This is a genomic window from Microbispora rosea (assembly GCF_900156315.1).
Lineage (GTDB): Bacteria > Actinomycetota > Actinomycetes > Streptosporangiales > Streptosporangiaceae > Microbispora > Microbispora rosea.
The window spans coordinates 61296-87214 of record NZ_FTNI01000008.1 but is presented as its reverse complement, the minus strand read 5'-3'; the positions used below and the strand labels follow the sequence as shown (position 1 = coordinate 87214).

The following is a 25919-nucleotide window of genomic DNA, read 5'->3' as shown; positions in this document are numbered from 1 at the left end:
GGTTACTTCGCCTCAACCTTGCGAACGTGCTTGACGACCTTCTCCTGGCCGACCTCGCTGGCGTCCAGCGCCTCCACCGGCTCGTCGTTGACGAGCAGCTCACCGCTGGAGGTGGTGAAGCCCTTCTTGAACTCCGTGATGGCGTCCTTGAGGGCGGTCACCGTGTCGTCCGTCAGCTCCTTGGTCTCGCGGATGCTGTCGAAGACACCCTTCTGGGCGGTGCCGAGGTAGTCGAGGAACTCCGCCTCGAAGCGGCGGATGTCCTCGACCGGCACGTCGTCCAGCTCGCCGGTGGTGCCGGCCCACACCGAGACGACCTGCTTCTCGACCGGGAACGGGCTGTACTGCGGCTGCTTCAGCAGCTCGACCAGGCGGGCGCCGCGCTCCAGCTGGGCGCGGGAGGCCGCGTCCAGGTCGGAGGCGAAGGCCGCGAAGGCCTCCAGGTCGCGGTACTGGGACAGCGACAGACGGAGCGTGCCGGCCACCTTGCGCATGGCCTTGACCTGGGCGGAACCGCCGACTCGGGAGACCGAGACACCGACGTTGATCGCCGGGCGGACACCGGCGTTGAACAGGTCGGTCTCCAGGAAGCACTGGCCGTCGGTGATGGAGATGACGTTGGTCGGAATGAACGCCGACACGTCGTTGCCCTTGGTCTCGATGATCGGCAGGCCGGTCATCGAACCGCCGCCCATGTCGGCCGAGAGCTTGGCGCAGCGCTCCAGCAGACGCGAGTGGAGGTAGAAGACGTCGCCGGGGAACGCCTCACGGCCCGGCGGACGACGCAGCAGCAGCGACACGGCGCGGTAGGCGTCGGCCTGCTTGGTCAGGTCGTCGAAGACGATCAGCACGTGCTTGCCCTGGTACATCCAGTGCTGGCCGATGGCAGAACCGGTGTACGGGGCGATGTACTTGTAACCCGCGGGGTCGGAGGCCGGAGCGGCGACGATGGTGGTGTACTCCAGCGCGCCCGCCTCCTCGAGGCGGCCACGGACCTGGGCGATCGTCGAGCCCTTCTGGCCGACGGCGACGTAGATGCACCGAACCTGGCGGCTCGGGTCGCCGGAGAGCCAGTTCTCCTTCTGGTTGAGGATGGTGTCGACCGCGATCGCGGTCTTGCCGGTGCCGCGGTCGCCGATGATCAGCTGACGCTGGCCGCGGCCGATCGGCGTCATGGCGTCGATCGCCTTGAGGCCGGTCTGCAGCGGCTCCTTCACCGGCTGGCGCTGGACCACCGAGGGGGCCTGCAGCTCGAGGGCGCGGCGGCCCTCGGCGGCGATCGGGCCCTTGCCGTCGAGCGGGTTGCCCAGGGGGTCGACCACGCGGCCGAGGAAGTCGTCGCCGACCGGCACCGACAGGACCTCGCCGGTGCGGCGGACCTGCTGGCCCTCCTCGATGCCGCTGAAGTCGCCCAGGACGACCGTGCCGATTTCGCGGACGTCGAGGTTCAGCGCCAGACCGCGGGTGCCGTTCTCGAACTCGAGCAGCTCGTTCGCCATCGCCGAGGGAAGGCCGGAGACATGGGCGATGCCGTCCCCGGCGTCGACGACGGTCCCGATCTCCTCGCGCGCGGCACCTTCCGGCTCGTACGCCTGGACGAAGCGCTCAAGGGCGTCCCGGATCTCGTCCGGCCGGATCGTAAGCTCCGCCATCTCTTTCTTGTCTCCCTATTCGCCTCAGCCGGCCAACCGGCGGCGGACTTCTTCGATACGTCCGGCGATCGTGGTGTCGATGTAGTCGTCTCCGACTCTGACGGAGAACCCACCGAGCACCTCCGGGTCCACCTCGACGTTCAGGTGGACGTCTCGCCCGTAGGTGGTTCGCAGCCAGGCCGCGAGCCGCTGCTTCTGCTGCTGTGAGAGCGGCACCGCGCTGCGGACCACACCCACCAGGCGCTCGCGCGCCCGCGCGACGATCCAGCCGAACTCCTCCAGCGCCGTCTCCAGGCTACGTCCCCGCGGGTGCACAACAGCCTGCGTGACGAGCCGAACGGTGGAGGGGGCGGCCTTCCCGCCGAGCAGCGTGGCGAGCAGGTCGCGCTTGCGCTCGGCCGGGACGGCCGGGTCGCTGAGCGCGCGGCGCAGCTCCGGGTTGGCGGCGAGGATGCGGCCGAAGCGGAACAGCTCGTCCTCGACGTCGTCGAGGCGACGCTCCGACTCGGCCTCGGCGGCCGCGGACATCACGCCGACGCGCTCCAGGGCGTCCGGCAGGTCGGCGGCCTTGGACCACTTCGCCCTGACCGCGGCGACCGCGATCTCCAGCGTGGCGTCGCCGACCTTGCCCTGCAGCAGGGAGCGCAGGACGCTCTCCTTCTGCTCGGCCGGGCGCGAGGGGTCGGAAAGACCCCGCCGCAGCCCGTGCTCGCGGTCGAAGAGGTCGGCGACGGCGTACAGCTCCTCGGCGAGGGCACCGAGGTCGGCGGTCGCGGCGGCGGTGTTGAACCGCTCCTCGACCTCCGTCAGGGCGGTCCTGCTGAGGCCGCGCATCAGCGGACCGCCTCCGGACGGCCCTCGAGCTCTTCGAGGAACCGGTCCACGATGCGGCGCTGGCGGGCCTCGTCCTCGAGCGACTCGCCGACGATGCGGCTCGCCAGCTCGGTGGACAGGCGCCCGATCTCACCGCGCAGCTGCGTGAACGCCTGCTGACGGTCGGCCTCGATCTGGGCGTGGGCCGCCTCGATGATGCGCCGCGCCTCGGCCTGGGCCTCCTCACGGAGCTCGGCCTTGATCGCGGCACCCTGCTCCCGGGCCTCCTCGCGGAGACGGGCCGCCTCCTGGCGGGCCTCCGCGAGCTGCGCCCGATACTGCTCCAGAGTGCGCTGGGCTTCGGCCTGGGCGTCCTCGGCCTTCTTGATGCCGCCCTCGATAGCCTCGGTCCGCTCGGCCAGCGTCTTCTGGATGCGCGGGGTGAGGATCTTTCCGACGACGAGGAAGACGACGAGGAAGGCGAAGCTGCCGACGACCAGCTCGTAAGCGTGCGGAAGGAGGGGGCTCTCGCCCTCCGCCGCGAGGAACGTAGCTGCCAGTGTCATAGGTGCAGCCTTCCTTCAGAGTGGGTACGTCAGTAGATGAAGGGCGCGACGAGGCCGATCAGGGCCAGCGCCTCGGTGAGAACGAAGCCGAGCAGCATGTTCTGGCGGATGAGGCCATACGCCTCGGGCTGACGGGCGATGGCCTGCACGCCCTGACCGAAGATGATGCCCACGCCGATGCCGGGGCCGATGGCGGCGAGGCCGTAACCGACAGCGCCAAGGTTGCCGGCGACTTCAGCGAGAACGCTCATTGCTGTTCTTCCTTTACTGGTCGGCCGGTGAGTGTGGTCTCACCGGTCTGGTCTACGTCGAAAGGTCGGGTCTGGAGGATCCGTCAGTGTTCGGCGTGCAGCGAGTTGCCGATGTACATGGCGGCCAGCATCGTGAACAGGAACGCCTGCAGGAACTCGATGAACATCTCGAAGCCGGTCATCGCGATCGTCATGATCACACCGACGACGCCGAGGCCCGCGCCGAGGGGAGTCGGCTTCTCGAAGAGGAACCAGAAGCCGACCATGCTGAAGAAGGCCAGGATGAGGTGGCCGGCGAACATGTTCGCGAAGAGTCGGACTGCGTGCGTGAACGGAGCGATGATCAGGTTCGACAGGAACTCGATCGGCGCGAGCAGCACGTAGATCGGCTTGGGCAGCCCGGGCGGGAACATCATGTTCTTGAAGTAGCCGCCGAGGCCCTGGTGCTTGATGCCCAGATAGATCTTGATCACGTAGATGGTGATCGCGAAGACGATGGGGAACGCGATGTGCGACGCGACCGGAATCTGGATCAGTGGGATGACGCCGAAGAAGTTCCACAGCAGGATCAGGAAGAACAAGCTGAGGAGCAGCGGCATCCACCGCTCGGCGTCCTTGCCCAGGAAAGGCCGGGCGACCTGGTCGCGGACGAACTGGTAACCCATCTCGCCGAGGTTCTGCATTCCCCGCGGAACCAGCTTGGGGTTGGCGAAAGCACTCCATGCGACGGCGCACACCACGACGGCGCCGAAGAGCGCCATCAGCACCGGCTTGGTCAGCCAGTACGGCGCGCCGTCGAAGAGCGGAGGAAAGTCGAAGATCGACGGTCCCGGCGCCTTGAAGTCGTCGGCGACGAGCATGAGGGGGGTCACCTGGCCACCTCGCCTACCTGCTCGGGGCCGAATGCCCGAAGCATGTGCTTGTTCGTCCGTTCGCTACGCTCGCGCACGGGCGTTCCCTTCAACGATTGGATCAACAGAAGAGCGTGGAAGCGGGCCGGCTGTCAGCGGCCGTACTTCAGATAGACGAGGTAGGCAGCCAGCCCGACCCCGAGAATGACGCCTATGGGGATGAACGCATGCACGCCGGTCCACCAGCTCAGCAACCAGCCGAGGCCGCCCCATATCAGGATCCCGGACAGCAGATAGCTCGGGACCGACCAGGCGGCGTCGGCGAAGTCGCGGCCGTCGGTCTCGGGCCTGCGCTCCTGTTCGCTCATCGCGGCACGACGATAGCAGGAGCCATGCGGACTAGTCATATCGGGCTGCCCCGTACGCATGGTCATCCGTGCCCCTGCCCGGGAGCCTTCGCCTCAGGCTCCACGTAGAGCATCTTCAGCTTCATGAATCCGCGCATCTCACCGACGGTCCAGGCGAGCGTGCAACCGATGACGCTCAGCGCGAACACGCGGGAGTCGAACGCGGTGGTGCCTTCGAAGGCTTTGAGCATCGCCATGATCGCCAGGACCTTGACCACATAGCCCAGCACGGCGGCCGCCATCATCGCCATGGGCGAGACCCGGCCCGCCCAGGAGACGACGATCAGACCGATGGTGAAGAAGGCCGCGACAAGGACGAGACCGATGCCGGCGCCCAACGCACCCTTGGCCCCGGTCGTGAACACCGCGATGAGCGCGGCGAGGAGACCGACGACCAAGGTCGGCACGGCGGCGCCCTTGAGAACGCGCACGTCGTTGGCCTGCAATGGGACTCCAGAATCGGTTGTCAAACGAGCGATTGCTACCTGCTGGGGCGTCGTTGGTCTCGCCCCTTGCTAGTGAAAGCTATCACAAGCCCCGGAGTGCCACCTTTACCTGGCGTTTCGGGTCGTCGTCGACCTGCGGGGACGGCTCAGCGGAAGGTCCCGGTGTCGGCCCGGGACGTGGTGGGAGGGACGCCCGGGGAACCGGGGGCGCTCTGTCCCGGGTAGGGGTTGCGGCCCTGCGCCGGGAGCCTGCCGGGAACGGCCTGCCCGGGAACCGCCTGACCGGGGGCGGCGTGACCGGGAGTGACGGGAGGGGCGGGCGGGGGGACGACGGGGTAGACGAGCGTGTCGTGTTCGGAGATCCCGCGCCTGGCGGAGCCGGGGCCGGACGAGCGGCTCCCGGCCGGATGCGCTCCGGTCCTCTGGTCGCCCTTGTCGTCCTGCGTCGCGGTGCGGCGCGATCGCCACCGCGGCAAGCCCATGATCACCAGCACCGCCACCGCGAGCACGATCGTCAGGGGGAACACGATGAGCGGCACGCGGCCGATCGACAGGCCCACGATCGCGAAGGCGAACAGGAACGTCCACGCGTACATGATCAGGACGCTGCGCCGGTGGGAGTGGCCGATGTCGAGCATCCGGTGGTGCAGGTGGCCACGGTCGGGGGCGAACGGGGACATCCCCGCCGACGTACGCCGGACGACCGCCATGATCAGGTCGGCCAGTGGCAGCACCACGACCGCGATCGGCAGCACCAGGGGCAGGATCACCGGGAACCGGTTGAGCTTGCCGACCACCGCGTCCGGCTCGACCGACGACAGGCTCGTGATCAGCGAGGTGGCGAGCAGCAGGCCGAGCAGCATGGCGCCGGTGTCGCCCATGAAGATCTTGGCGGGGTTGAAGTTGTGCGGCAGGAAGCCCACGCACATCCCGATGAGGATCGCCGCGATGGCGGCCGTCCCGTTGATCCGCGAACCGCTCGCGGTCTGCTGCAGCACGATCGAGTAGGCGAAGGTCGCCATCGCAGCGATGGCGACGATGCCCGCGGCAAGGCCGTCCAGCCCGTCGACGAAGTTCACCGCGTTGATCACGACGACGACGATCATGATGGTGAGGATCGTGTGCAGGGTGTCGTCGAGGGCCTGCGAGCCGCCCATCGACTGCGGCAGCGGAAGGAACTGCAGGTACACGCCGAAATTGACGAGCAGCCCGCCCGCGGCGATCTGACCGCCCAGCTTGACGAGCGCGTCCATGCCGAGCCAGTCGTCCAGGAACCCGGTGATGACGATCAGACTGCCGGCCGCGAGGAGGGCGGTCACCGTCTGTCCCGTCTGGCCGCTGTCGAACGCGCCGCCCACGTACGGCAGATTGCTCGCCACCAGCAGGGCCGCCGCCATCCCGCCGAACATCGCGAGCCCGCCCAGGCGCGGGGTGGGCACCGTGTGCACGTCCCGCTCTCGCACCTCGGGGGCCGCGCCGATGCGCAGCGCGAACACCCTGACCGGCGGCACCAGCAGGTAGGTCACCGCAGCCGCCACGAGCGCCAAGAGGAGATATTCGCGCACGGACCTAGTTTCCTGGATAGGCGGATCAGTTGTGACGGGCAAAAGACATAGATCGCCCTATCCCTAACGGGGATATGCCGGATGCGTCGCGGTCAGCCCCTTTACCCGTTCGAGGACCGACGTTATCGCACCCGGCCGCCGGATGGCCCGGACGATGAGAGACGCGATCTCCCTCATTTCCGCCGCGCTCCGTGCTCCGGGTGGTCGTGCGGACCGTCCCGGCCCTGATCGCGGAGGGGGCGGGCGCCAGGACCGCGCCCCTCCCCCGCGGGCCGCAGAAGGGCCGCGTACGCCGCCAGGACGGCCCTGGTGCCACTGCGGGGCCGCGCGTTGACACGGGCCCCCAGTCCCGGACGATCGCTTGGCCCGTGCGGGTGATCAGGAGTTGCCGGAGGGTGCGCAGGAAGACGGTCGGGGGGTGTCAGGAGGTGAAGGCATGCGGCGCGCCGGTCTTGGCCGGAATCCAGCGTGGCGTGTCCGCCGCCTGGTCACTGATCGCCGTCAGCACCGCCTGGCGATACATCCCGAGCCGGTTGCGCCATTCCGTCAGGTCCTGGACGTACCGCTCGGCGACCGGAGCGTCCCACACGTCCCTGCTCCGCGCCCTCTCGTACGGCTTGTCCAGGGACTTGGTGAGCTGGTCCATCAGCGGGACCACCTGCAGCCACAGGTCGACGAGCTTCTGGTACTCCGGGTTGAACACCCAACCCGTCGGCTGCCCGCCTGGCGACAGCAGGTCGGTGCTCGACGGCGCCGGCGGGGTCTCCCCCGGCTGCAGCGGAGTCGGCGCCGGCGGGTCGACATAACTCACGATCGCGCCTCCTGTGCGAAGCCGGCCAGCATGCCGGCGTTGGTCATCGCCTGCCCTGCCCCGGACACCCCGGCGGGCCGCCGCCCGGCTCCGCCCGTCCGGTCGCCCCGCCTCACACCGCCGTCCGGCTGCCGCACGGCGCTGCCGGCATGCCTCACCTGCCCGATCACGGCCGGTCCGGCTGCCTCCGGGCTTCGCGGGGTCCCGGTACGGGACCGATCACGCCAAAGCGGGAACGTCGCTCGCACGCCTCACTTCTCCGGCTTCTGGATGACGACCTCGACGGCTTCGACATGGCCGGCGGGCCCGTCGGGCTGGACCTTCCTGGCCACCCAGTCGCCCTTGCCCCACTCCCCTTCCGGGACGCCGACGTCCGGCATGTCCACGGGCTCGATGTCCCGATGGTGGTCCACCGGCATACGCGGCACGGCCTCATCGTCCGAGTGGCGAGCGGGATAGCCGAGCACATCCCCGGGCTGGGCGGCGGCAAGCGATCGGGCGTCGGGAGCCGGGGCCCGGCCGGCGCCCGGAGTCCCCGTCGTGGCGTCGGTCTCCGCGCTGTTCGCTCCCGTGTTGTGCGTCGCCGCGTCGTGCGGGCCATGACCATGCGTTCCCGCGCCGTGCATGCCATGGTGATGCGGTGCCGCACCCTGGATGGCAGCGCCCTGTGAGGCCTCGCCAGACGGGGCAGCGCCGTGCGAGGCCGCGCCGTGTACGCCCGGGCTGTGCGTGGTAGCGCCATAGGTGCCCGGGTCATGCGTCGCCGCACCGCCCCCGGCCGCCCCGGTCGCGCCCGCGGCGGCATCGTTGTCGCACGCTCGCCCGCTCGAACCGGGCGCGCCGTCGGTCCTGTCGCTCACACCGGTCGTCCCGGTGTGGCCCGTCGCGCCGTCGCCACCGGCACTCGCCGCGCCCGCGGCCGCCGCCGTCCCGGCAGCGTGGCCGTCTCCGGCCGCCGCCCCCACGGCGGGCAGGCCGCCGGTCGCCGTGCCGGTCGTGCCCGCCGCGTGCTCGGCGCCGGGAGTGGTCACCGCCTGCAGACTGCCGGTCACCGTACCCGTCGCGCCGGATGCCGCAGACGAGGGTGGGGGCGCCGCGTCGGCCGTACCCGCGGCACCTGCTGTTCCGGCCGCGTGAGCCGCGCCGTTCGCCGCGTTCGTCCCCACCGGCGCCGCGTGCGTCCCGTTCGTCCCCGCAGCCGCTGCGTTCGTCCCCGTAGGTGCCCCGTCGGCCGTTGTGCCGGCCGGATGAGTGGGTGCGGGCGTTCCGGTCGGCGCAGGGGTCGCATCGGCCGGGTGAGCGGGCGCGTTCGGCACAGGCGGCGCAGGGGTCGCATCGGCCGGGTGAGCGGTCACGGTCGGCACAGGCGCAGGGGTCGCGTTGGCCGTACCCGTGGCACCCGCCGCGGTCGCCGCATGCGAGGGTCCGGGCACCGTGCCGGCCGTACCCGCTGGTTGTGCCGCACCCGCCGCACCGGCCGTAGCCGCTGGTTGTGCGGTGCCGGCCGTTCCGGCCGGCTGTGACGGACCGGCTGTGTCTGCCGCCTGCGCCGTGCCAATGGTGCCGCCCGCGCCGGCGGCGTCCACCGGCTGAGAGGTCCCGGCCGCCGTGCCGCCTGCGGCCGAGTCGCCCGTGTACGCATGACCGCCTGCGCTCGCCGCCACCGCAGCGTGGCCGGTGGAAGTCCCCTGAACGGCGTCAGACGCACTGGCCGCGAGCGGATCACCGGAGAGATTGTCGGCGGGCGTGCCGACGTATGCGCCCATGGGATCGCCGGGCGCGAGGCCGGGTTGCGGAGGCCGGTTCGCCGCCGGGTTGGTCGGCTCGGCGGGTGGCACCAACCCGGGCGGCCCGTCGGGGTGTGCACCGGTGGCGCTCGCCGTCTGCGCGTCCGCGCCGGGCAGGCCGATCGGCTGGACGCCCTGCGATTGCTCGGCGCCGGACTGGTTCAACGGAGTGCTGACGACCTTGACACCGTCGACGACGGTCACCTGCCGGCCGGCGGGGTCGATGTCGTCGGGGTGGTCCTTGCCGGGGGTGTCGTAGATTGCGGAGTCGCTTCCGCCCGTGGAGAGCTGCTCCCCCGCCGCTTTCGAGTCTACCGGCGTCCCCTGCCCCGGGTTCTGGCCCTGCCCCTGGGCGACGGGCTGCTGCCGGCCACCGTCGGACTGGCCCTGAGCGGCGCCCTGACTGTCGCCTACGGTTTGGTCGCCGACGGTCTGGATGTGGCCCGTGCCCTGATCCTGGCCGACGATCTGATCGCCGCCGACGGGCTGACCCGGGCCGGCAGGCCGGTCCTGGCCCACGCCCTGACCCACGCTCTGACCGTCGCCGGTCGGCTGCGTCTGCCCCGCGCTCTGGCCCGCCCCCTGGCCGTCGCCGGTCGGCTGCCCCGGGCCGGTGGGCTGGTGGACCTGGCCGGAGTCGCCAACGGTCGCGCCCGCGTCGCCGGTGCCGGGCACGCCCGCCTGTCCCGCGCCGGAGCCGGTCGGCGTGCCAGAGCCGGTCGCTGCGCCGGTGTCGCCACTCGCGCCGGCGGCGGGAGGTGTCCCTGCGCCCGAACCTGCGCCCGAACCTGCGCCGGTGCTCGCACCTGCCCCCGTGCTCACACCGGAGCCTGTGCCCGTACCGGCGTCTGTGGCCGTGCCGGTGGCGTCGGCGGGGTGGGCCGGACCGTGCGTCGAGGAGGGCATCTGCGCGAGGGAACCCTCGACGGTGCCGTGAGAGGGCTTGTCCGCGAGCCTCTCTTCGGCTGCGCCGCGGCCTCCGCCGTCGCCGTTCGCGCGGGTGGCGCCGTCGGCCGCGCTGTGTGCCCGGTGGGATGCCTCGCCCTTCGCCGCCGCGCCGGAATCGCCCGAACCATGCGACGACGTCCGGGAGGCGTCCTGCGTGTCGCGGACCGCCTTGCCGTCGCCCTTGGCGTCCGGCTCCGCGTCGGCCTTGTGATCGGACTTGCCGTTTTCCTTGTGCTCGTCCGTCTTCGCGTCGGACTTGGCGTCCGCCTTGTGATCGGTCTTGGCGTCCGTCTTGTGGTCGGGTTTGGCGTCGCCCTTGTCGCCCTGCGCGGGGGACGGGGCCGGATCGTCCGCCGGCGCGGTGGTGTCCCTCTCCTCCGTGAAGGAGGCCCCGTGGGTCGTGGGGACCTTGCCCGTGCTCTGCTGTTTCTCCTTCTTCTCCAGCAGGGTCACGCGCTTGGTGACGTCCTTGACCATCGTCGAGCACGCGTCCGCCACCTGCGACGGCCGGTGGGTCACATGCACGGAGACGCCGGCCGTACGCGTCAACTGGGTGACCCGGGCCTCGATGCCGTCCATCTGCTTCGCAGCGTGCTGAACCTCCGACAGCAACTCACGGACGAGCTTCGGATCCATCCCGTCGAGCTTGGCCATGGGCGCGCCTCCACAGAGATATCGGCGCACTTCACGGTAGCCGGGGTGACATCGGTAAAGAAGCCCGATAGCCAGACGGCATCGATCGCCCTGATCAGAGCCGTGACGCCGTCTCGCGATGTGAGACGTACGCCCGGATCGCGGTCACTCCTCGGTCGCGAGGTATCCCACGAGGCCGCGGATCTTGTCCACGGGGATCGCGCCCTTGCGCAGCACCCGGGGCACGGCGGTGGTCAGGTCGACGATCGTGGACGGCACGGTGTCGTCGCAGGGGCCGCCGTCGAGGTAGACGTCCACCGCCTCGCCGAGCTGCTCCTCGGCCTCGTCCACCGTGGTGGGCGGCGGGTTGCCGGACCGGTTGGCGCTGGAGACCGCCATCGGGCCGGTCTCCTTGAGGAGGTCAAGCGCGACCGGGTGCAGCGGCATGCGGACGGCGACCGTCCCCTTGGTGTCGCCGAGGTCCCACGACAGCGACCGGTTGGCCCTGAGGATGAGCGTGAGCGGCCCGGGCCAGAAGGCGTCCACCAGGTCCTGCCCGTACGTCCCGAGGCTCTCCACGAGGGCGTTGGCGGCCCGTACGGTGCCCACGAGGACGGGCACGGGGATATCCCTGCCCCGGCCCTTCGCCTCCAGCAGGGCGTTGACGGCGGAAGGGGTGAAGGCGTCGGCGCCGATCCCGTAGACGGTGTCGGTGGGAAGCACCACGAGCTCACCCCGCCGAATCGCCGAGATCGCCTCGGCCAATCCGGTCATCCGCTCCGTCTGGTCGGCACAGTCAAACCGTCGGCTCACGAAGCCATCCTTCCACGTGTCCCGCCCGAGCCGGCCGCCGCGTGGCGGCCGCCCCGGGGCCGTTCGCGTCAGTCCTGGGTCAGCCGGGCCGTGACGAACCTGTCCCGGCCGGTCAGGTCCTGGCGCAACCGCACGTCGCGCCAGCCGTTCTCCTCGGCGAACAGCCAATAGACGGCGTTGCCCTGCTGGTCGGCGTGCTCGACCACGGCGAGCCCGCCCGGCCGCAGCAGCCGCCGCGCCGTGCGCTCGACGGCTCTCACCTCGTCCAGTCCGTCCTCCCCCGACCCGTAGAGGGCCCGCGAGGGATCGTAGTCGCGCACCTCGGGATCGCGCGGGATCGCTCCGGGCGGGATGTACGGCGGATTGGAGATGACCAGGTCCACCTGGCCGTTCAGTTCCGGCAGGCAGTCGGCCAGATCCTCGGGATGCAGGGTGGTGCGGCCCTGGCCGTGTTCGAGGATGTTGCGCTTGGCCCAGCCGTACGCCACGGGGTCGATCTCGACGGCGTGCACCTGCGCCAGCGCGACCTCCTGCGCGATCGACAGCGCGATGGCCGCGGAACCGGTGCCGAGGTCGACCACGACGGGAGAGGCGACGTCCATCTCGCGGAGCCGGTCGATCGCCCAGCCGGCCACGACCTCGGTCTCCGGCCTGGGCACGAACACGCCCGGGCCCACCTCCAGGGAGAGGTAGCGGAAGTACGCCCGGCCGGTGATGTGCTGCAGCGGCTCGCGCGCCTCGCGCCGCGCGACGCCCTCCCAGAACCGTGCGTCGAAGTCGGCGTCCTTGATCGTGTGCAGCATGCCGCGCGGGACGCCGTGTACGAATGCCGCGATCTCCTCGGCGTCCGTCCGCGGTGACGGCACTCCCGCCTCGGCGAGCCGGGCGGTGGCGAGGGCGATTTCGTCGAGCAGGAAGGTCATGGTCTCTTACAGCACGGTCCTCGCGGGGTGGCCCGGGAGCCGTCGGTTTTGGGCAGACGAGCCGCCGGGACGGCCCACCGTCATTCGACGACCCACGTCCATCACCGCTTCTCCCATCGTCACCTCATCAGGCTCGTCGCGGGCTCACGAATGAGCGGCAAGCTTCTCCGCGAGTTCGGCGTCGAGCAAAGCCTGTATCACCGCGTCGAGATCCCCGTCCAGGACTTGGTCCAGGTTGTAGGCCTTGAAGCCCACACGGTGATCCGAGATGCGGTTCTCCGGGAAGTTGTAGGTGCGGATGCGCTCGGAGCGGTCGACGGTGCGCACCTGCGACTTGCGCTCGGCCATCGCCGCCGCATCGGCCTCCTCCTGCGCCATCACGAGCAGCCGGGCGCGCAGGATGCGCAGCGCCGACTCCTTGTTCTGGAGCTGGCTCTTCTCGTTCTGGCAGGAGACGACGACGCCGGTCGGCAGGTGGGTGATCCGTACGGCCGAGTCGGTCGTGTTGACACTCTGGCCGCCGGGACCGCTGGAGCGGAACACGTCGATGCGCAGGTCGTTCGGGTCGATCTGGACGTCGACCTCCTCGGCCTCGGGGTAGACGAGCACACCGGCGGCCGAGGTGTGGATGCGGCCCTGCGACTCGGTCACCGGCACCCGCTGAACGCGGTGCACGCCGCCCTCGAACTTGAGCCGCGACCAGACGCCCTCTCTGCCCTTGATGGCGACGGTGACGTCCTTGTAGCCGCCGAGGTCGGAGTGCTGCGCGTCGATGATCTCGGTCTTGTAGCCGATCCGCTCGGCGTACCTGAGGTACATGCGCAGGAGGTCTCCGGCGAACAGGGCCGACTCCTGGCCGCCCTCGCCCGCCTTGATCTCCATGATGACGTCCTTGTCGTCGTTGGGGTCGCGCGGGACCAGGAGACGGGTGAGCTTCTCCTCCAGCACCGGGATGCGGCCCTCGAGCTCGGCCGCCTCCTCCGCGAACGCCGGGTCCTCCGCCGCCAGCTCGCGCGCGGCCGCGAGGTCCTGCCGTACGCCTTCGAGCTCCCGGTATGTCGCGACGATCGGCGTGAGCTCCGCGTAACGCTTGCCGTACGTCCGCGCCTTGCCCTGGTCGGCGTGCACGGCGGGGTCGGCGAGCCGCAGTTCCAGATCCGCGTACTCACTCATGATCTCGTCGAGGTTCACCGCACGCTCCTTTGCTCAAGCTCCTCGGTAAAGGCCGTAATCACCAAGAACGCCGACCCGGAGACGCCCCAAGAGAGGGGCGCTCCCGAGCCGGCGTCCTGGAGGAGCTACTTGCTCTGGGCCTTCTTGCCGAAGCGCGCCTCGAAGCGCGCCACCCGGCCACCGGTGTCGAGGATCTTCTGCTTGCCCGTGTAGAAGGGGTGGCAGGCGGAGCAGACGTCGGCGTGGATCACGCCGTTCTTGGCGGTGCTACGCGTGGTGAAGGTGTTCCCGCAGGTGCAGGTCACCTCAGTGACCACGTAGTCCGGGTGGATGTCGGGCTTCATGTCATAGTCCTAACGCTAGGCGCGGTCGCCGGGTCGCTTCGCCTGTCACGGCCTGCGCGCATCGGCACACCTGTGATGCGCGGCTGCGGGAACCGGTACCGCTGCGGTTCGGTTTACCAGTGTGCCAGATCCTGCAACCATCCCAGGCCATGGGCTATTCCTGGGCAGGCAACCGTGGTGACCGGGGCGGCGGATCGGCGGATCGCGCCGACGCCCCGGTCGGCGCGGCCGTCCGGGGCGTCGGTCGGAAGGGCGTCAGTCGCGGTCGTTGCTGACCGTGGTCTTCTGCACCTGGAGCAGGAACTCGGCGTTGGACTTGGTCTCCTTCATCTTCTCGAGAAGGAGCTCCAGCGCCTGCTGCATGTCGAGGGCGTGGAGGACGCGGCGGAGCTTCCAGACGATGGAGAGCTCGTCCTTGGCCATGAGGATCTCTTCCTTGCGGGTGCCGGACGCGTCCACGTCCACCGCCGGGAAGATGCGCTTGTCCGCGAGCGACCGGTTGAGCTTGAGCTCCATGTTGCCGGTGCCCTTGAACTCCTCGAAGATGACCTCGTCCATCTTGGAGCCGGTCTCGACGAGCGCCGTGGCGAGGATCGTCAGCGAGCCGCCGTTCTCGATGTTGCGGGCGGCGCCGAAGAACCGCTTCGGCGGGTAGAGCGCGGTCGAGTCGACACCACCGGACAGGATGCGGCCGCTCGCGGGCGCCGCGAGGTTGTACGCGCGCCCGAGACGGGTGATCGAGTCGAGCAGGACGACGACGTCGTGGCCCAGCTCCACCAGGCGCTTGGCCCGCTCGATGGCGAGCTCGGCGACGGTGGTGTGGTCCTCGGCCGGGCGGTCGAAGGTCGAGTGGATGACCTCGCCCTTGACCGACCGCTGCATGTCGGTGACCTCTTCCGGACGCTCGTCCACGAGGACGACCATCAGGTGGCACTCGGGGTTGTTGCGCGTGATCGCGTTGGCGATCGCCTGGAGCACCATGGTCTTGCCGGCCTTGGGCGGCGACACGATCAGGCCGCGCTGGCCCTTGCCGATCGGCGAGACGAGGTCGATGATCCGCGTGGTCAGGACGTTCGGCTCGGTCTCCAGGCGCAGGCGCTCCTGCGGGTAGAGCGGCGTGAGCTTGTTGAAGTCGGGCCGCTGACGGGCCTGCTCCGGGTCCATGCCGTTGACGGTGTCGAGGCGGACGAGCGCGTTGAACTTCTCGCGCCGCTCGCCGTCCCTCGGCTGCCGGACGGCGCCGGTGATGACGTCGCCCTTGCGCAGGCCGTTGCGGCGGATCTGGGCGAGCGAGACGTAGACGTCGTTCGCGCCCGGAAGGTAGCCGCTGGTGCGCACGAAGGCGTAGTTGTCGAGGATGTCGAGGATGCCGGCGATCGGGATCAGGACGTCGTCCTCGCCGATGACCGGCTCGTTGCCCTCGAAACGGTCGCGCCCGCGGCGGCCACGCTCGCGGAAGCGGCCGCGGCGCCCGCGGGTGTCATCGCCCTGGTCGCCCTTGCCGTCGGCGCGGCCGTCCGTACGGCTGTCGCCGCGCCCGTCACGTCCGTCACGGCTGTCACGGCCGTCGGCCCGGTTGTCACCGCGGTTGTCGCCACGGTTGTCTCCACGGCCCTGCTGGTCACGACGGCCCTGGCCGCCGTCTCCCGCGTCGGCGGCGCGCTGGTCACCACGCTGGTCACCGCGGCCGTCGCGCTCGCGGCCCCGCTCGCCACGCTCACCTCGTTCACCGCGCGAACGGCGCTCGCGGCGGTCGCCGCGCTCGGGCCGCTCGGCGCGGGTCTCCGGCTGGGCGGCCTCGGCCTGCTGCTCGGCGACGGCGGCGACGCCGTTCTGCGCGGCCTCGGCGGTCACGACCGGCGCGGCCTCGACCACGGGACGCTCCTCACGAGCCGCGACGGCGGGCTCGGCAGCGGGCGCTGCCTCGGGTGCGGGCGCCGCGGCGGCGCGGGAACGTTCCCGGCGGCCACGGGCGGGGCGCTCGGCGACTGCGGGCGCTTCTGCGGCGGCCTTCGGCTCGGCCGCGGTCTCTCCCGATCCGCCCTGCTTCTCCTGGATGGCCGCGATGAGCTGGCTCTTGCGCATCCGTCCGGTCCCCGTGATGCCGAGGCTGGTCGCCAGGGCCTGAAGCTCGGGGAGCACCATGCCAGCCAGGCCGGTGCCGGAGCGACGTCGCGGACGGGCCGGGGCGGAAGTGGGGGTGTCGCCGGCGGCCTGGCCGTCGGAGAGGAGTTCGGTGGTGTCGCTCAACTAAGGGTCCTTCCCAGGGGTCGGGCGCCGGAATCATGCGTCCAGGCGTCCCGGTGATGCGACCCGGCGGGACAGACCGGGTCGGGCTTCGCGAATCTCATGTGTCGATGACCCTCGGGATCCGCGAGCGGTAGGTGCCCGGGGGCGATCCCCCGGATTGCCGCCACCGACCAGATGTCTTGGTGGTTCGAACGCGCATGTCTCCGAGAACGCCGCCTCCGGCCACGCCACCCGAAGGTGTGCCGACTGGAGGAAACGGTTTCGGGGAAATCGCCCTGCCCGCGTCGAAGGACGCGAGGCGAAGTGCAGCGATGTGCGAATGACAAGCACGCACCCAACACGGGGGCACCTGGTGCGGCTATCAGCCTAACATCACCAGCGCGCACAGCTATTCCCTGAAGGTCGAAGAAGCATCAGCGTGTCTCGGGAAACCGAACGTACGCACCAAGCGGGTCGACGTTCATTGGCTGGATGTGCCAGTCATTACCCACTTCTGGCGCGATCAAATCCTCGGTGTCCCGTGTCGTCAACGCGAGAACCGTCGGACCGGCTCCCGAGACGACGGCGGGCACCCCGGCCTCGCGGAGCCGTCGCACCAGTTCAGCGGTGCGGGGCATCGCGGGCTCGCGGTACCTCTGGTGCAGGCGGTCCTCGGTGGCGGCGAGCAGGAGATCCGGTTCCGGTCTCTGCGTGAGCGCCGCGACGAGCAGAGCCGCCCGCCCCGCGTTGGCCGCCGCGTCTGAATGCGGTACGTCCTTCGGCAGCAGCCCCCGAGCCTCCTCCGTGGACAACCGGAAATCCGGGATCAACACCACCGGCCGGACGTCCTCGTGCGGACTCAGTTTCACCATACTCGCCACCCCCGACTGGTCCGTCCAGGCGATGGTGAGTCCGCCCGCCAGGCACGGCGCCACGTTGTCGGGATGCCCCTCCAGCTCCGTGGCCAGCGCGAACACCTCGGCGTCCGGCAGATCCCCCGCGCCCCGCCCGCGCGCGAGGGCGCGGGCCGCGAGGATGCCGGCGCAGATCGCCGCCGACGACGAGCCGAGCCCCCGCGCGTGCGGAATGCGGTTGCGGCAGCGCAGCGCGACGCCGTCCGGCTGGGCGAACCCCATGCGGTCGAACGTCGCACGCATCGTCCTGACGATGAGGTGGCCCTCGTCCTCGTCCAGCTCACCGGCGCCCTGGCCCTCCACGGCGATCCGCACGCCGGGCGAGCCGGAGATCTCGGCCTCCACCTCGTCGTACAAATCGAGGGCGAGGCCGAGGCTGTCGAAACCGGGGCCGAGGTTGGCGCTCGTCGCCGGCACGCGGACGACGACGCCGTGACTGTCCGTCAATTCGTCACCTGAACCCTTAAATGGGCGGAAATGAGAGGGCCGGTCAGGCAAGTCCGAGCGCGGCCGCGGCGGCGTAGGCGTCGATCGGGATCGTCACGGGCGCCGGGGCGCCGGAGATGGCCCAGTCGGGATCCTTGAGGCCGTTGCCGGTCACGGTGCACACGACCCGCTGCCCGGGCGTGAGCAGGCCCTGCTCGTGCGCCTGGAGCAGGCCGGCGACGCTCGCGGCGGAGGCGAGCTCGACGAACACGCCCTCCTCCTGCGCGAGCAGCTTGTACGCCGCGGCGATCTGGCGGTCGGTCACGGCCTGGATGTCGCCGCCGGACTCGTCGCGCGCGGACTCGGCGAGCCGCCACGAGGCCGGGTTGCCGATCCTGATCGCCGTGGCGATCGTCTGCGGGTGGGTCACGGGGCTTCCGCCGACCAGCGGCGCCGCGCCGCTCGCCTGGAATCCCAGCATGCGCGGCCGCTTGGTGGCCACGCCGTCCTCGGCGTACTCCTTGTAGCCCATCCAGTAGGCCGAGATGTTGCCGGCGTTGCCGACCGGGATGCAGTGGACGTCGGGCGCGTCGCCGAGCGCGTCGACGATCTCGAAGGCCGCCGTCTTCTGGCCCTGCAGGCGGTGCGGGTTGACGGAGTTCACCAGCGCGATCGGGTAGGTCTCCGCGAGCTTCCTGGTCATCTCCAGGCAGTCGTCGAACGAGCCCTCGACCTGGAGCAGCCTGGCGCCGTGCACCAGCGCCTGGGCGAGCTTGCCCATCGCGATCTTCCCGCGCGGCACGAGGACGGCGCAGGTCAGCCCGGCCCGTACGGCGTAGGCGGCGGCCGAGGCGCTGGTGTTGCCGGTGGACGCGCAGATGACGGCCTGGGCGCCCTCCTCCACGGCCTTGCTGATCGCCACGGTCATGCCGCGGTCCTTGAAGCTGCCAGTCGGGTTGAGGCCCTCAACCTTGAGGTGGACGTCACAGCCCGTGATCTGGGACACCCGCCTGGCCGGGACGAGCGGCGTGCCGCCCTCGAGCAGGGTCACCACGGGCGTCGTCGTGGAGACCGGCAGACGGTCGCGGTACTCCTCGATCAGGCCACGCCAAGCCCTGAACATTGATCGCTCCTCCCACGCGCGCGTACGCGTGTTACCAGGGGTATCGGTCACCGAGTCTACGGCCAACCGTTTGACGTGCGGACTCCGTTGTCCACCAAATGGACATATTGGGCGTCACCTTAGGGAACCGTCGGCCGCTTTCGCTAGGGTGGAGCAACCTTTTGACCATCGCTGTGAAGGACGAGGATTGGCCCACCTGACAGGCGTGGAGCCCCGGCCGAGAATTCGCCACAACGACTACTCTCCGCTCACGCCGCCGCCCCTCGGCGGCTGGACGCCCACGCTCAGCGCGAGTGTCGTCATTCCCGCGCACGGCGGGCAGCACCGCCTCGACCTGACGCTGGCCGCGCTGGCCGCGCAGACCTATCCCGCGCACCTCACCGAGGTGATCGTGGTGGACGACCGCAGCGACCCTCCGCTGCGCCTGCCCGATCTGCGGCCCGACAACACCCGCGTCGTGGTCGTCCCGCCCGGCGGATGGGGCGCGGGGCACGCGATGAACGCCGGCATCGCGGCGGCCGAGGGCGAGATCGTGCAGCGCCTCGACGCCGACATGGTGATCTCGCGGGAGCACCTGGAGGCGCTGTTCCGCTGGCACCACCTCACCGACTACCTCGTCACCATCGGCGGCAAGAAGTTCGCCGAGGAGCCCGCTCTCACTCCGGCGCAGGTGCACGAGGCCGTACGGTACGGCTCACCCGAGGACCTGTTCGACCCGTCGGCGCTGGTGTCCAGCTCGACCGAGGACACCATCCGCCGTCTCGACGGCCTACGGGCCAGCAAGAACCCCTACCAGGTGTGCACCGGTCCGACGGTCTCCCTGCGGCGGGCCCTGCTCGACGAGGTGCGGGGCTTCGATCCCGAGGTGGTACGCGGCCAGGACACCGAGTTCGCCTACCGGCTCGCCCAGGCGGGGGCGGTGTTCGTCCCCGACATGGCGGCCCGCGCCGTGCATCTCGGCCTGCCGGCCCAGCGCGGTGAGCACGGCAAGTCGATCGTCCGGCTCGTCGAGGCCCATCTGGCACACCGGGTCCCACTCCGCCGTGATCTGCGCAAGGAACCCGGCCGGCGCTGGCTCGTGCCGTACGTCGAGGTCGTCTTCGACGTGACCGGGGCGGACGAGCGGCGGATCGTCGCCGCTGTCGACGCGGTGCTGCGCGGCACGCTCACCGACGTCGTGGTGACGCTGACCGGCCCCTGGTCGTCGCTCGAAGGCGGACGCAGGTGGGCGCCGGGGACCGAAGCGTTCGATCTCGCCCTGGTCAGGGCGGCGTTCGGGCACGACGCGCGGGTCCGGTTCGCGGAACGGGCGGCGCCGACCGCCGCGCCCGTCCCCTTCCGCTGCACCGCGCCCGTCGACGCCCCTCCGGCTCCGGCGCTGCTGGAGCGGGCGGTCAAGGCGATGCTGGAGGAGCGCATCGGCCTGCTGGCGCTGGACCTGCCCGGCGAGGGCACGGCCGTCCTGGAGCGGACCGAGGCCGTCGCGCGCGCCCGCCGGCTCGCCGCGCCGGGCGAGGACCTAGCCGACGTGATCGCCCAGACCCACGGGGTGCGGCACGCCGCGGCGAGCGAGTTCGAAAAGCTTCCCACGACCGCGGCGAAACCGGCCGCGCCCGCCGCATCGCAGGCCACGCCCAAGGAGACGCCGCAGGAGACGCCGCAGGCGGCCGCGAAACCGGCGGCGGCTCACGCCCCGCAGCCGGAGTCTGCGCCCCAGCGCCGCCGCGGTCTGTTCCGCCGCTCCTGACCCGTCCGATGGCCGGGCCGGGCGGTCAGGTCTTCTTGAACGTGAAGGGCCGGCGGAGACCCCGGGCGATGCCACGCAGGCCCCGGGCGCGGTTCAGCGCCGCGACCTGCCCGCGCAGCGCCGAGACCTGCCGCCTCAGGGTGCCGATCTCCCGGCGGAACTCGACGGCGGACTGGCGCCACCGCGCCGCCTCGCCGCGCCAATTCGTCACCTGTCCCCGCAGCCGCTCGACCTCCTTGGTCAGCCGCTCGACCTCGGCCTGCGCCTGCGCCCGTGCGCGATAGGCGGCGCGCGCGCTCACATGGGCCGGGGCCTCCGCGGCCGTCCGGAAGCCGAAGGTCTCGCCGTCGACCCAGTAGACGCCGAACATCTCGTCAACGGCGTCGTCGAGGTCCTCGCCCTCCTCGGCGACGAGGGCCGCGCGGGAGAACGCCTCGGTGCGCTCCAGGCGGGCGACGGTGACGCCTTCGGGGTCCTCGGCCAGGAGCACGCTCACCAGTCCGCGTTCCCGGCCGCGCAGCACGTCGAGCAGCCGGCCGAGGCCGTCCTCCTCGGGCACCCAGCCGGGCGGCATGCGCAGGCGGTACGGCGACTGGGTGTCGGACACCGTGGTCGCCAGCCGCACCCGGCCCTCGTGGGTGTAGTGGGCCCGCAGCAGCACGAGATCGAGGCGCGGGTCCTTGAGCGGCGCGCGCTGCTCGGGCTCGAGCTCGTCCCACGGGCCGGTGAGTACCACGGCGAGGTCGGTCACCGTGCCGGCCAGCACGCCGTCCACGGTGGCCCTGACGTCGTCGTACGACCCGGCGGTGGCGTCCACGAGGACCTCCACCTGCGGGACCTTCCACTGGCGGGAGGGATGGGTGCGCAGCCAGCGATAACCGGGCACCCGGTCGGTGACCAGGGCGTGGCTGACCCGGCTGATCGGCGCGCTGTCGCGCATGCGCATCGACGGGCCGAGGTGGTAGGCCCTGGCCTCCGGGTCGGGGATGAAGACCGCGCCCGCCTGCGCGAGCCGGTAGCCCATCTCGGTGTCCTGGCCGAGGATCATCTCCGGGTCCATCGGCCCGGCCCGCTCGAACAGCCGGGCGGAGACCGACGACGCGCCGCCGATGTGGATGCTGAACGGCCGCGGCGAGTGGACCAGCCCGTCCGACCGCTGCACCAGGTCCTCGATCCAGGCGTGCGGCTCGGCCGGCTCGAAGAGCTTCGCCAGGTCGTCCGTCCGCGCGACGTCCACGGGGCCGGGCAGTGGGACGGTGGTGAAGCGCAGGTAGGAGGTGACCGACAGATAGGGCGCGAGGTGGTGCCAGCGCATGTGCGCCTCCACCTCCTCCGGTTCGGGGACGACGTCGGAGTCCATCCAGTGGATGACGTCGCCCGTCGCGGCGGCCAGACCGGTGTTGCGGGCCCGGGCCCGGCCCGGCGCCGCGCAGACCAGCAGCCGCGTGTCGCGGGGCCGGATCTCCGGAAGGCGCAGCGGCGGCTCGCTGCCGTTGTCGACCACGATCACTTCGAGCAGGTCGGCCGGGTACGTCTGCCTGGCCAGCCCGGCGAGCGTGAGATCGAGTTTGACCTGATCGGCGTAGGCGGGGATCACCACGCTGACCCGCAGGCGGGGCGTCCACGAGGAACCGAGGGCGGGCGGCCGGAGGACGGTGTAGTCGTTTCCCCTGATACGTGGCGTCATGGTGCTTCCAACATCACACTCGGGCGAAAGCCGCGCCACTGGTTCGCGGCGACTCGCAGGAAGTGGGCAAGAGGAAGGTTCCAGGTGTGGTCGGCGCCGACCGATCGCCGAAGTACGTAGCCCAGACCGTGGGTGCGGTAGACGCGGCCGCCGGCCGCCTCGACCGCCCGCAGGAGGTGCGCGTCCTCCCCGCGGCCCAGCGGCCCGAAGCCACCGGCCTGCTCGAAGATCTCGCGGCCGAGCAGGATCGTGCCGCCCGCCACGTGGTCGGCCCACACCTCACTGCTGTAGTCGACGCGGCGGATCGTCGCGTGGAGGGGCTGGAGGTAGAAGAACTCCGGCGCGGTCCCGACCAGCTCCGCCCCGGAATAGGCCATGGCCAGCAGCAGGTCGGCCAGGTGCTCGGGGCCGTACCAGTCGTCGTCGTCCCATTTGGCGATGATGCCGGTGGACGCCCGTGCCGCCGCCGTGTTGAGCACGGCCCCGAGCGGCGCGTCCGGGTCGGCCTCGACGACCGTTATCGGATGGGGGAACTCCGCGACCGCCTCGCGTATCCGAGCGGCCGGGAACCCGTGCAGGGCGACGATCGCCTCCAGGCCGACGCCGCGCTGGCGGGCGAGCTGACGCAGCGCGTGGCCGACGTAGTGGGGCCGTCGCGTGGCCATGACGACGGTCACCGGGGCGAGGCCGGTGCCGACGCCCCCGGACCGCAGCGCGTGCCTGCGCAGGCGGACGCTGTGCTCTTCCCTGCGCAGGTCGGCGACCGAATCGGGCCTGCCGTCGTCGGCCTCGGGGGTCCAGGCCGCGATCAGGGCGGCGAGCGCGGGATCGGCATCACGCACCCACCCCGGCGGGTCCTGGCAGGTGAGCGGCACCCCCGCGGCGGCCAGGCCGGCGACCACGTCCAGCGCCTCGGCGACGGGCCGCTCCGGCCACTCCAGCACGAGCCCGCGCAACGGCCGGAGCGCGGCGACGTCCGCGGCCTGCGGGGGGACGGCCAACGGGCGGCCTCCCACCTCCCACCGGCCGTCGCTCCAGGACAGCGTCGCGGTCTCCTCGGCCGGGCTGCGCGTGAAGCCGTACGGCGAGCACATGCCGGTCGTCACCGTCACGGTGTCCCTCCCGCGGGTCCGTTTTACAGCTGGTGAACTTTTATCAGCCGAACCTTGTGAATTCCTGTGACCGTCGCGGTCAACCTGACCACTCGCTGTGATTCGGCACGACAGGCGGGATCACGGGACGGGCGACACGCTCCCGCCGACCACGTCGCCCAGCGTCCTCACGACGATCTTCTTGGCTTTCCGCTGCTGGGCCACCCAGTCGATGAAGGCGGCGAACTCCTTGGGAACCGTCGCGTACTGGTCCCGCGGCGCGTTCTTGATCTCGTGGAAGACGAAGGTCACCACGCCGGGGTCGCTCTCCTGCTGGGCGCGGGTGACGAACTCGCGCAGCGTGCGGGCCGTACGCGGCAGGCGGGTCTGGCTCGTGGCGCGTACGGCCGCGAGGTCCGCGGGCGGGATCGTCTCGGTGACCGGGCATGCCTGGCAGCTGTCCGGCCGGTACAGGCCGTTGATGTCGCGCGCGCTGTTGTAGCCGCAGCCCATCGTGATCCGCTTGCCCGACTCGTCCAGGGCGCCGAACGGATAGGCGAACGAGCGCACGGCGAAGCCCATCTTCAGCAGCGCCCGCCTGTCGTCGCAGATCTCCGTCTGCTGCGCGGCGTCGAACATCTCCGGCAGATGCGGATGGTGGAGGGTGTGGCCGCCGATCTCGTGGCCTTCCTTCGCGATGGCGCGCAGCGCGGCCACGCTCAGGTAGCCGCGCTTGCCGAGGCGGCCGCTGTTGACGTAGAAGGTGCCCTTGAGGCCGCGCCTGCTCAGCATTCTGGCGACGGCGAGGTGGTCGGCCGTCCCGTCGTCGAAGGTGAGGACCACGGTCGGCACCCCGGCCGCCCGTTGTTTCGCAAGCGCGGGGGCGGCTGAACCGGCCGCCGCGGCCGGGTGCTGGAGTCCCGCGATCGACGCCGCGGTTAGGAGACAGGCCGGAAGAAGTCTCTTCACCGTAAGTCGCATGGGGAGCAACTTTACTCACACTTGCCAATTACTCTTGCACGTGATGTCCAACCGTAATGAAACGGTCCACAACCCTCAGCTCTTGCCATTCTTGCTGCGGGCGCGCTCGAACAGTGCGACGGTCAGGCCCGGCAGCTCCGCGGAATGCCAGGCCGTGGAGAGACGATATCCGGCCGCGCGCACGGAGGCCACCCTGGGGATCTTCTTCCCCGTCAGCCCGGCCTGCTTCGTCCCCCGCCAGACCACCCAGACCCTGCGGTGCCCGGCCAGGGCCTCGGCGAGGTCGTCCCGCTCCGCGTACTCGAAGGCGGGGCCCTGCCCCCTGAGGAGCACGTCCTCGGGCAGGTCCTCCCGGCCGTAGTAGACGAAGCCGGTGCGCAGCCGGCTCTGGCCGTACACGATGGCGTCGCCGGGGCGCTCCCGCGCCCGGATCACGCCGAGCGCGCCGGGGAAGTCGTCGTAGTGGCCGTTGCGCTGCCGATAGTCGGCCTGCGCGGGCAGCCCCAGCAGCGCGACCGCCAGGACGACGGGCACGCCGACCAGCGCGAAGGGAACGGGGGCCAGGCGGACCGAGGCCAGGGCCACGCCTCCCGCCAGGGCCAGGGCGGGCGCCGCGACGAACACGTAACGGTCCACGTAGGCCGGGGTCACCAGCGCGTCGATCGCGAGCAGCAGCACGGGCGGGAGGACGAGCCAGCCGCCGGCGAGGACGCCCCACGGGACCGACCTGCGCAGCAGGATCACCACACCCACGACGGCGAGAGCGAACAGCGGCGGCCCCGCGAGGTCGGAGCCCGCCGCGTGCTTGGGGAACTTCAGCAGCACGTCGGGCCCGTGCGGCTGGATCCAGCTGATCGCGTGGCGCTCGCCCCAGCCCACCAGAGCGAGGACCGCGAGGGGGACGCACCCCACCGCCGTCGCGGGGACGATCCTGGTCAGGAACGTACGGCGGGGCAGGACGAGCAAAGCGGCCAGGAACTGGGCCGGGAGCACCAGGACCGAGAACAGGTGCGTGCAACCGAGCAGCGCCACCGACGCCGCATACCAGCGGATCCGGGTGTTCGTGGGCGACTCGGCCACCCGGTGCAGCGTCCAGGCGGAGATCACGGCCGCCGCCGCCGCGAACGCGTACGGCCGGGCGTTCGCGCCGTGATAGGACACCGACGGCAGTACGGCGAACAGCGCCGCGGCCAGCACGCCCGCCCGGGGACCGGCCAGCCGGCGGCCGAGGTCGGCCAGGAAACCCGCCGCCACGCCGGCCGCGAGGGCCGAGGGCAGGCGCAGCCACCACTCGGCCTCCCCCAGCCACGACCAGACATGGATGAGCAGGTAATAGGGCAGGAAGTGGCCGTCGATCTGCTGGACGAGCCCCCACAGCCCGCTCAGCGGCCGGGCCACCGCGGCGCTGTAGGTCGCCACCTCGTCGGCCGACAGCGACGCCGTGGTGCCGGAGATCGCGACACAGGTGGTCAGCAGGCCCGCGAGCAGCGGGGTCCAGCGGGGCCAGTCCTTCGCTTCCGCCTCCGTCCTCCGGCCGGACGTCCGGACCGCCTCGCCCGCAACCACGCTTCCCCCCACAGAACTGATCATTTCGGCGACTTCAAGGACATCGAACACGCACGGCCGCGCGGATCGGCGGGCCGTTACCCGATCGAGTCGTTGCCCGCCGGTGTTCCGAAGCCATCCGTTCCGGACATGCCGGGCTCCACCGTACGAGATCTCCGCGGGGACTCCTCAC

23 protein-coding genes are annotated in these 25919 nt (G+C 71.1%); 1 reads left to right on the top strand and 22 read right to left on the bottom strand.

What is annotated here, in order from left to right; genetic code table 11:
* Positions 1-2: 2 nt before the first annotated feature.
* From atpA to thrC, 18 genes are all read right to left on the bottom strand, one after another.
* The gene (gene atpA / locus BXA11_RS13685) at positions 3-1652 is read right to left on the bottom strand and encodes a F0F1 ATP synthase subunit alpha (RefSeq protein ID WP_076434837.1); all 1650 of its coding nucleotides are present in this window, start codon (positions 1650-1652) and stop codon (positions 3-5) included.
* Between the two features lie 24 nt (positions 1653-1676).
* Positions 1677-2486: a F0F1 ATP synthase subunit delta gene (locus BXA11_RS13680; RefSeq protein WP_076434836.1), complete on the bottom strand. Its 810-nt coding sequence runs from the start codon at positions 2484-2486 to the stop codon at positions 1677-1679.
* Complete coding sequence (locus tag BXA11_RS13675) at positions 2486-3031, bottom strand: F0F1 ATP synthase subunit B (protein ID WP_076434835.1); 546 nt, start codon at positions 3029-3031, stop codon at positions 2486-2488. The genes BXA11_RS13680 and BXA11_RS13675 overlap by 1 nt, the downstream gene beginning before the upstream one ends.
* A gap of 29 nt (positions 3032-3060) precedes the next feature.
* A complete protein-coding gene (gene atpE / locus BXA11_RS13670) occupies positions 3061-3282 on the bottom strand; it encodes an ATP synthase F0 subunit C (RefSeq protein ID WP_030510489.1) in 222 nt (73 codons plus the stop codon).
* An 83-nt stretch (positions 3283-3365) separates the two neighbouring features.
* Positions 3366-4154, bottom strand: a complete 789-nt coding sequence (gene atpB / locus BXA11_RS13665; RefSeq protein ID WP_083744213.1) for a F0F1 ATP synthase subunit A — start codon at positions 4152-4154, stop codon at positions 3366-3368.
* Positions 4155-4285: 131 nt separating this feature from the next.
* Positions 4286-4501 carry a hypothetical protein gene (locus BXA11_RS13660; RefSeq protein WP_076434833.1) on the bottom strand — a complete coding sequence of 72 codons (216 nt, stop codon included), beginning with the start codon at positions 4499-4501 and terminating at the stop codon, positions 4286-4288.
* A 62-nt stretch (positions 4502-4563) separates the two neighbouring features.
* Positions 4564-4986, bottom strand: coding sequence for a Cg1360 family ATP-synthase-associated protein (locus tag BXA11_RS13655; protein WP_076434832.1), 423 nt, complete (start codon positions 4984-4986; stop codon positions 4564-4566).
* A gap of 146 nt (positions 4987-5132) precedes the next feature.
* On the bottom strand, positions 5133-6551 hold the full coding sequence (locus tag BXA11_RS13650) for an MraY family glycosyltransferase (RefSeq protein WP_076434831.1): 1419 nt from the start codon (positions 6549-6551) through the stop codon (positions 5133-5135).
* 421 nt (positions 6552-6972) lie between these two features.
* Positions 6973-7362, bottom strand: a complete 390-nt coding sequence (locus BXA11_RS13645; RefSeq protein ID WP_030510494.1) for a hypothetical protein — start codon at positions 7360-7362, stop codon at positions 6973-6975.
* A complete protein-coding gene (locus tag BXA11_RS43110) occupies positions 7359-7532 on the bottom strand; it encodes a hypothetical protein (RefSeq protein ID WP_159454774.1) in 174 nt (57 codons plus the stop codon). The genes BXA11_RS13645 and BXA11_RS43110 overlap by 4 nt, the downstream gene beginning before the upstream one ends.
* Before the next feature lie 81 nt (positions 7533-7613).
* Entirely contained in the window at positions 7614-10751 is a 3138-nt protein-coding gene (locus BXA11_RS45335; protein ID WP_076434830.1) for a hypothetical protein, read from the bottom strand.
* Between the two features lie 144 nt (positions 10752-10895).
* Positions 10896-11543 (bottom strand): L-threonylcarbamoyladenylate synthase, encoded by a 648-nt coding sequence (locus BXA11_RS13635; RefSeq protein WP_076434829.1) that lies wholly within the window; start codon positions 11541-11543, stop codon positions 10896-10898.
* Between the two features lie 68 nt (positions 11544-11611).
* Positions 11612-12466 carry a peptide chain release factor N(5)-glutamine methyltransferase gene (gene prmC, locus BXA11_RS13630; protein WP_030510497.1) on the bottom strand — a complete coding sequence of 285 codons (855 nt, stop codon included), beginning with the start codon at positions 12464-12466 and terminating at the stop codon, positions 11612-11614.
* A gap of 144 nt (positions 12467-12610) precedes the next feature.
* Complete coding sequence (prfA, locus tag BXA11_RS13625; RefSeq protein WP_239105004.1) at positions 12611-13657, bottom strand: peptide chain release factor 1; 1047 nt, start codon at positions 13655-13657, stop codon at positions 12611-12613.
* Between the two features lie 107 nt (positions 13658-13764).
* Positions 13765-13983 (bottom strand): 50S ribosomal protein L31, encoded by a 219-nt coding sequence (gene rpmE / locus BXA11_RS13620; RefSeq protein ID WP_030510499.1) that lies wholly within the window; start codon positions 13981-13983, stop codon positions 13765-13767.
* A gap of 255 nt (positions 13984-14238) precedes the next feature.
* The gene (gene rho / locus BXA11_RS13615; protein ID WP_076434828.1) at positions 14239-16233 is read right to left on the bottom strand and encodes a transcription termination factor Rho; all 1995 of its coding nucleotides are present in this window, start codon (positions 16231-16233) and stop codon (positions 14239-14241) included.
* 413 nt (positions 16234-16646) lie between these two features.
* The gene (thrB, locus tag BXA11_RS13610; RefSeq protein WP_030510501.1) at positions 16647-17573 is read right to left on the bottom strand and encodes a homoserine kinase; all 927 of its coding nucleotides are present in this window, start codon (positions 17571-17573) and stop codon (positions 16647-16649) included.
* A 43-nt stretch (positions 17574-17616) separates the two neighbouring features.
* Positions 17617-18675, bottom strand: a complete 1059-nt coding sequence (thrC, locus tag BXA11_RS13605) for a threonine synthase (RefSeq protein WP_076434827.1) — start codon at positions 18673-18675, stop codon at positions 17617-17619.
* 187 nt (positions 18676-18862) lie between these two features.
* On the opposite strand from thrC, the gene BXA11_RS13600 reads away from it, so the two are divergent.
* Positions 18863-20422: a glycosyltransferase family 2 protein gene (locus BXA11_RS13600; RefSeq protein ID WP_239105005.1), complete on the top strand. Its 1560-nt coding sequence runs from the start codon at positions 18863-18865 to the stop codon at positions 20420-20422.
* A gap of 25 nt (positions 20423-20447) precedes the next feature.
* On the opposite strand, the gene BXA11_RS13595 is transcribed toward BXA11_RS13600, so the two are convergent.
* The 4 genes from BXA11_RS13595 to BXA11_RS13580 form a co-directional block, all read right to left on the bottom strand.
* Positions 20448-22109: a glycosyltransferase family 2 protein gene (locus tag BXA11_RS13595; RefSeq protein ID WP_076434826.1), complete on the bottom strand. Its 1662-nt coding sequence runs from the start codon at positions 22107-22109 to the stop codon at positions 20448-20450.
* On the bottom strand, positions 22106-23221 hold the full coding sequence (locus tag BXA11_RS13590) for a glycosyltransferase family 2 protein (protein WP_239105006.1): 1116 nt from the start codon (positions 23219-23221) through the stop codon (positions 22106-22108). Before BXA11_RS13590 ends, BXA11_RS13595 begins: the two co-directional genes overlap by 4 nt.
* Positions 23222-23341: 120 nt before the next feature.
* The gene (locus tag BXA11_RS13585) at positions 23342-24052 is read right to left on the bottom strand and encodes a polysaccharide deacetylase family protein (protein WP_076434825.1); all 711 of its coding nucleotides are present in this window, start codon (positions 24050-24052) and stop codon (positions 23342-23344) included.
* 204 nt (positions 24053-24256) lie between these two features.
* Positions 24257-25771, bottom strand: a complete 1515-nt coding sequence (locus tag BXA11_RS13580) for a glycosyltransferase family 39 protein (RefSeq protein ID WP_083744211.1) — start codon at positions 25769-25771, stop codon at positions 24257-24259.
* Positions 25772-25919 lie beyond the last annotated feature (148 nt).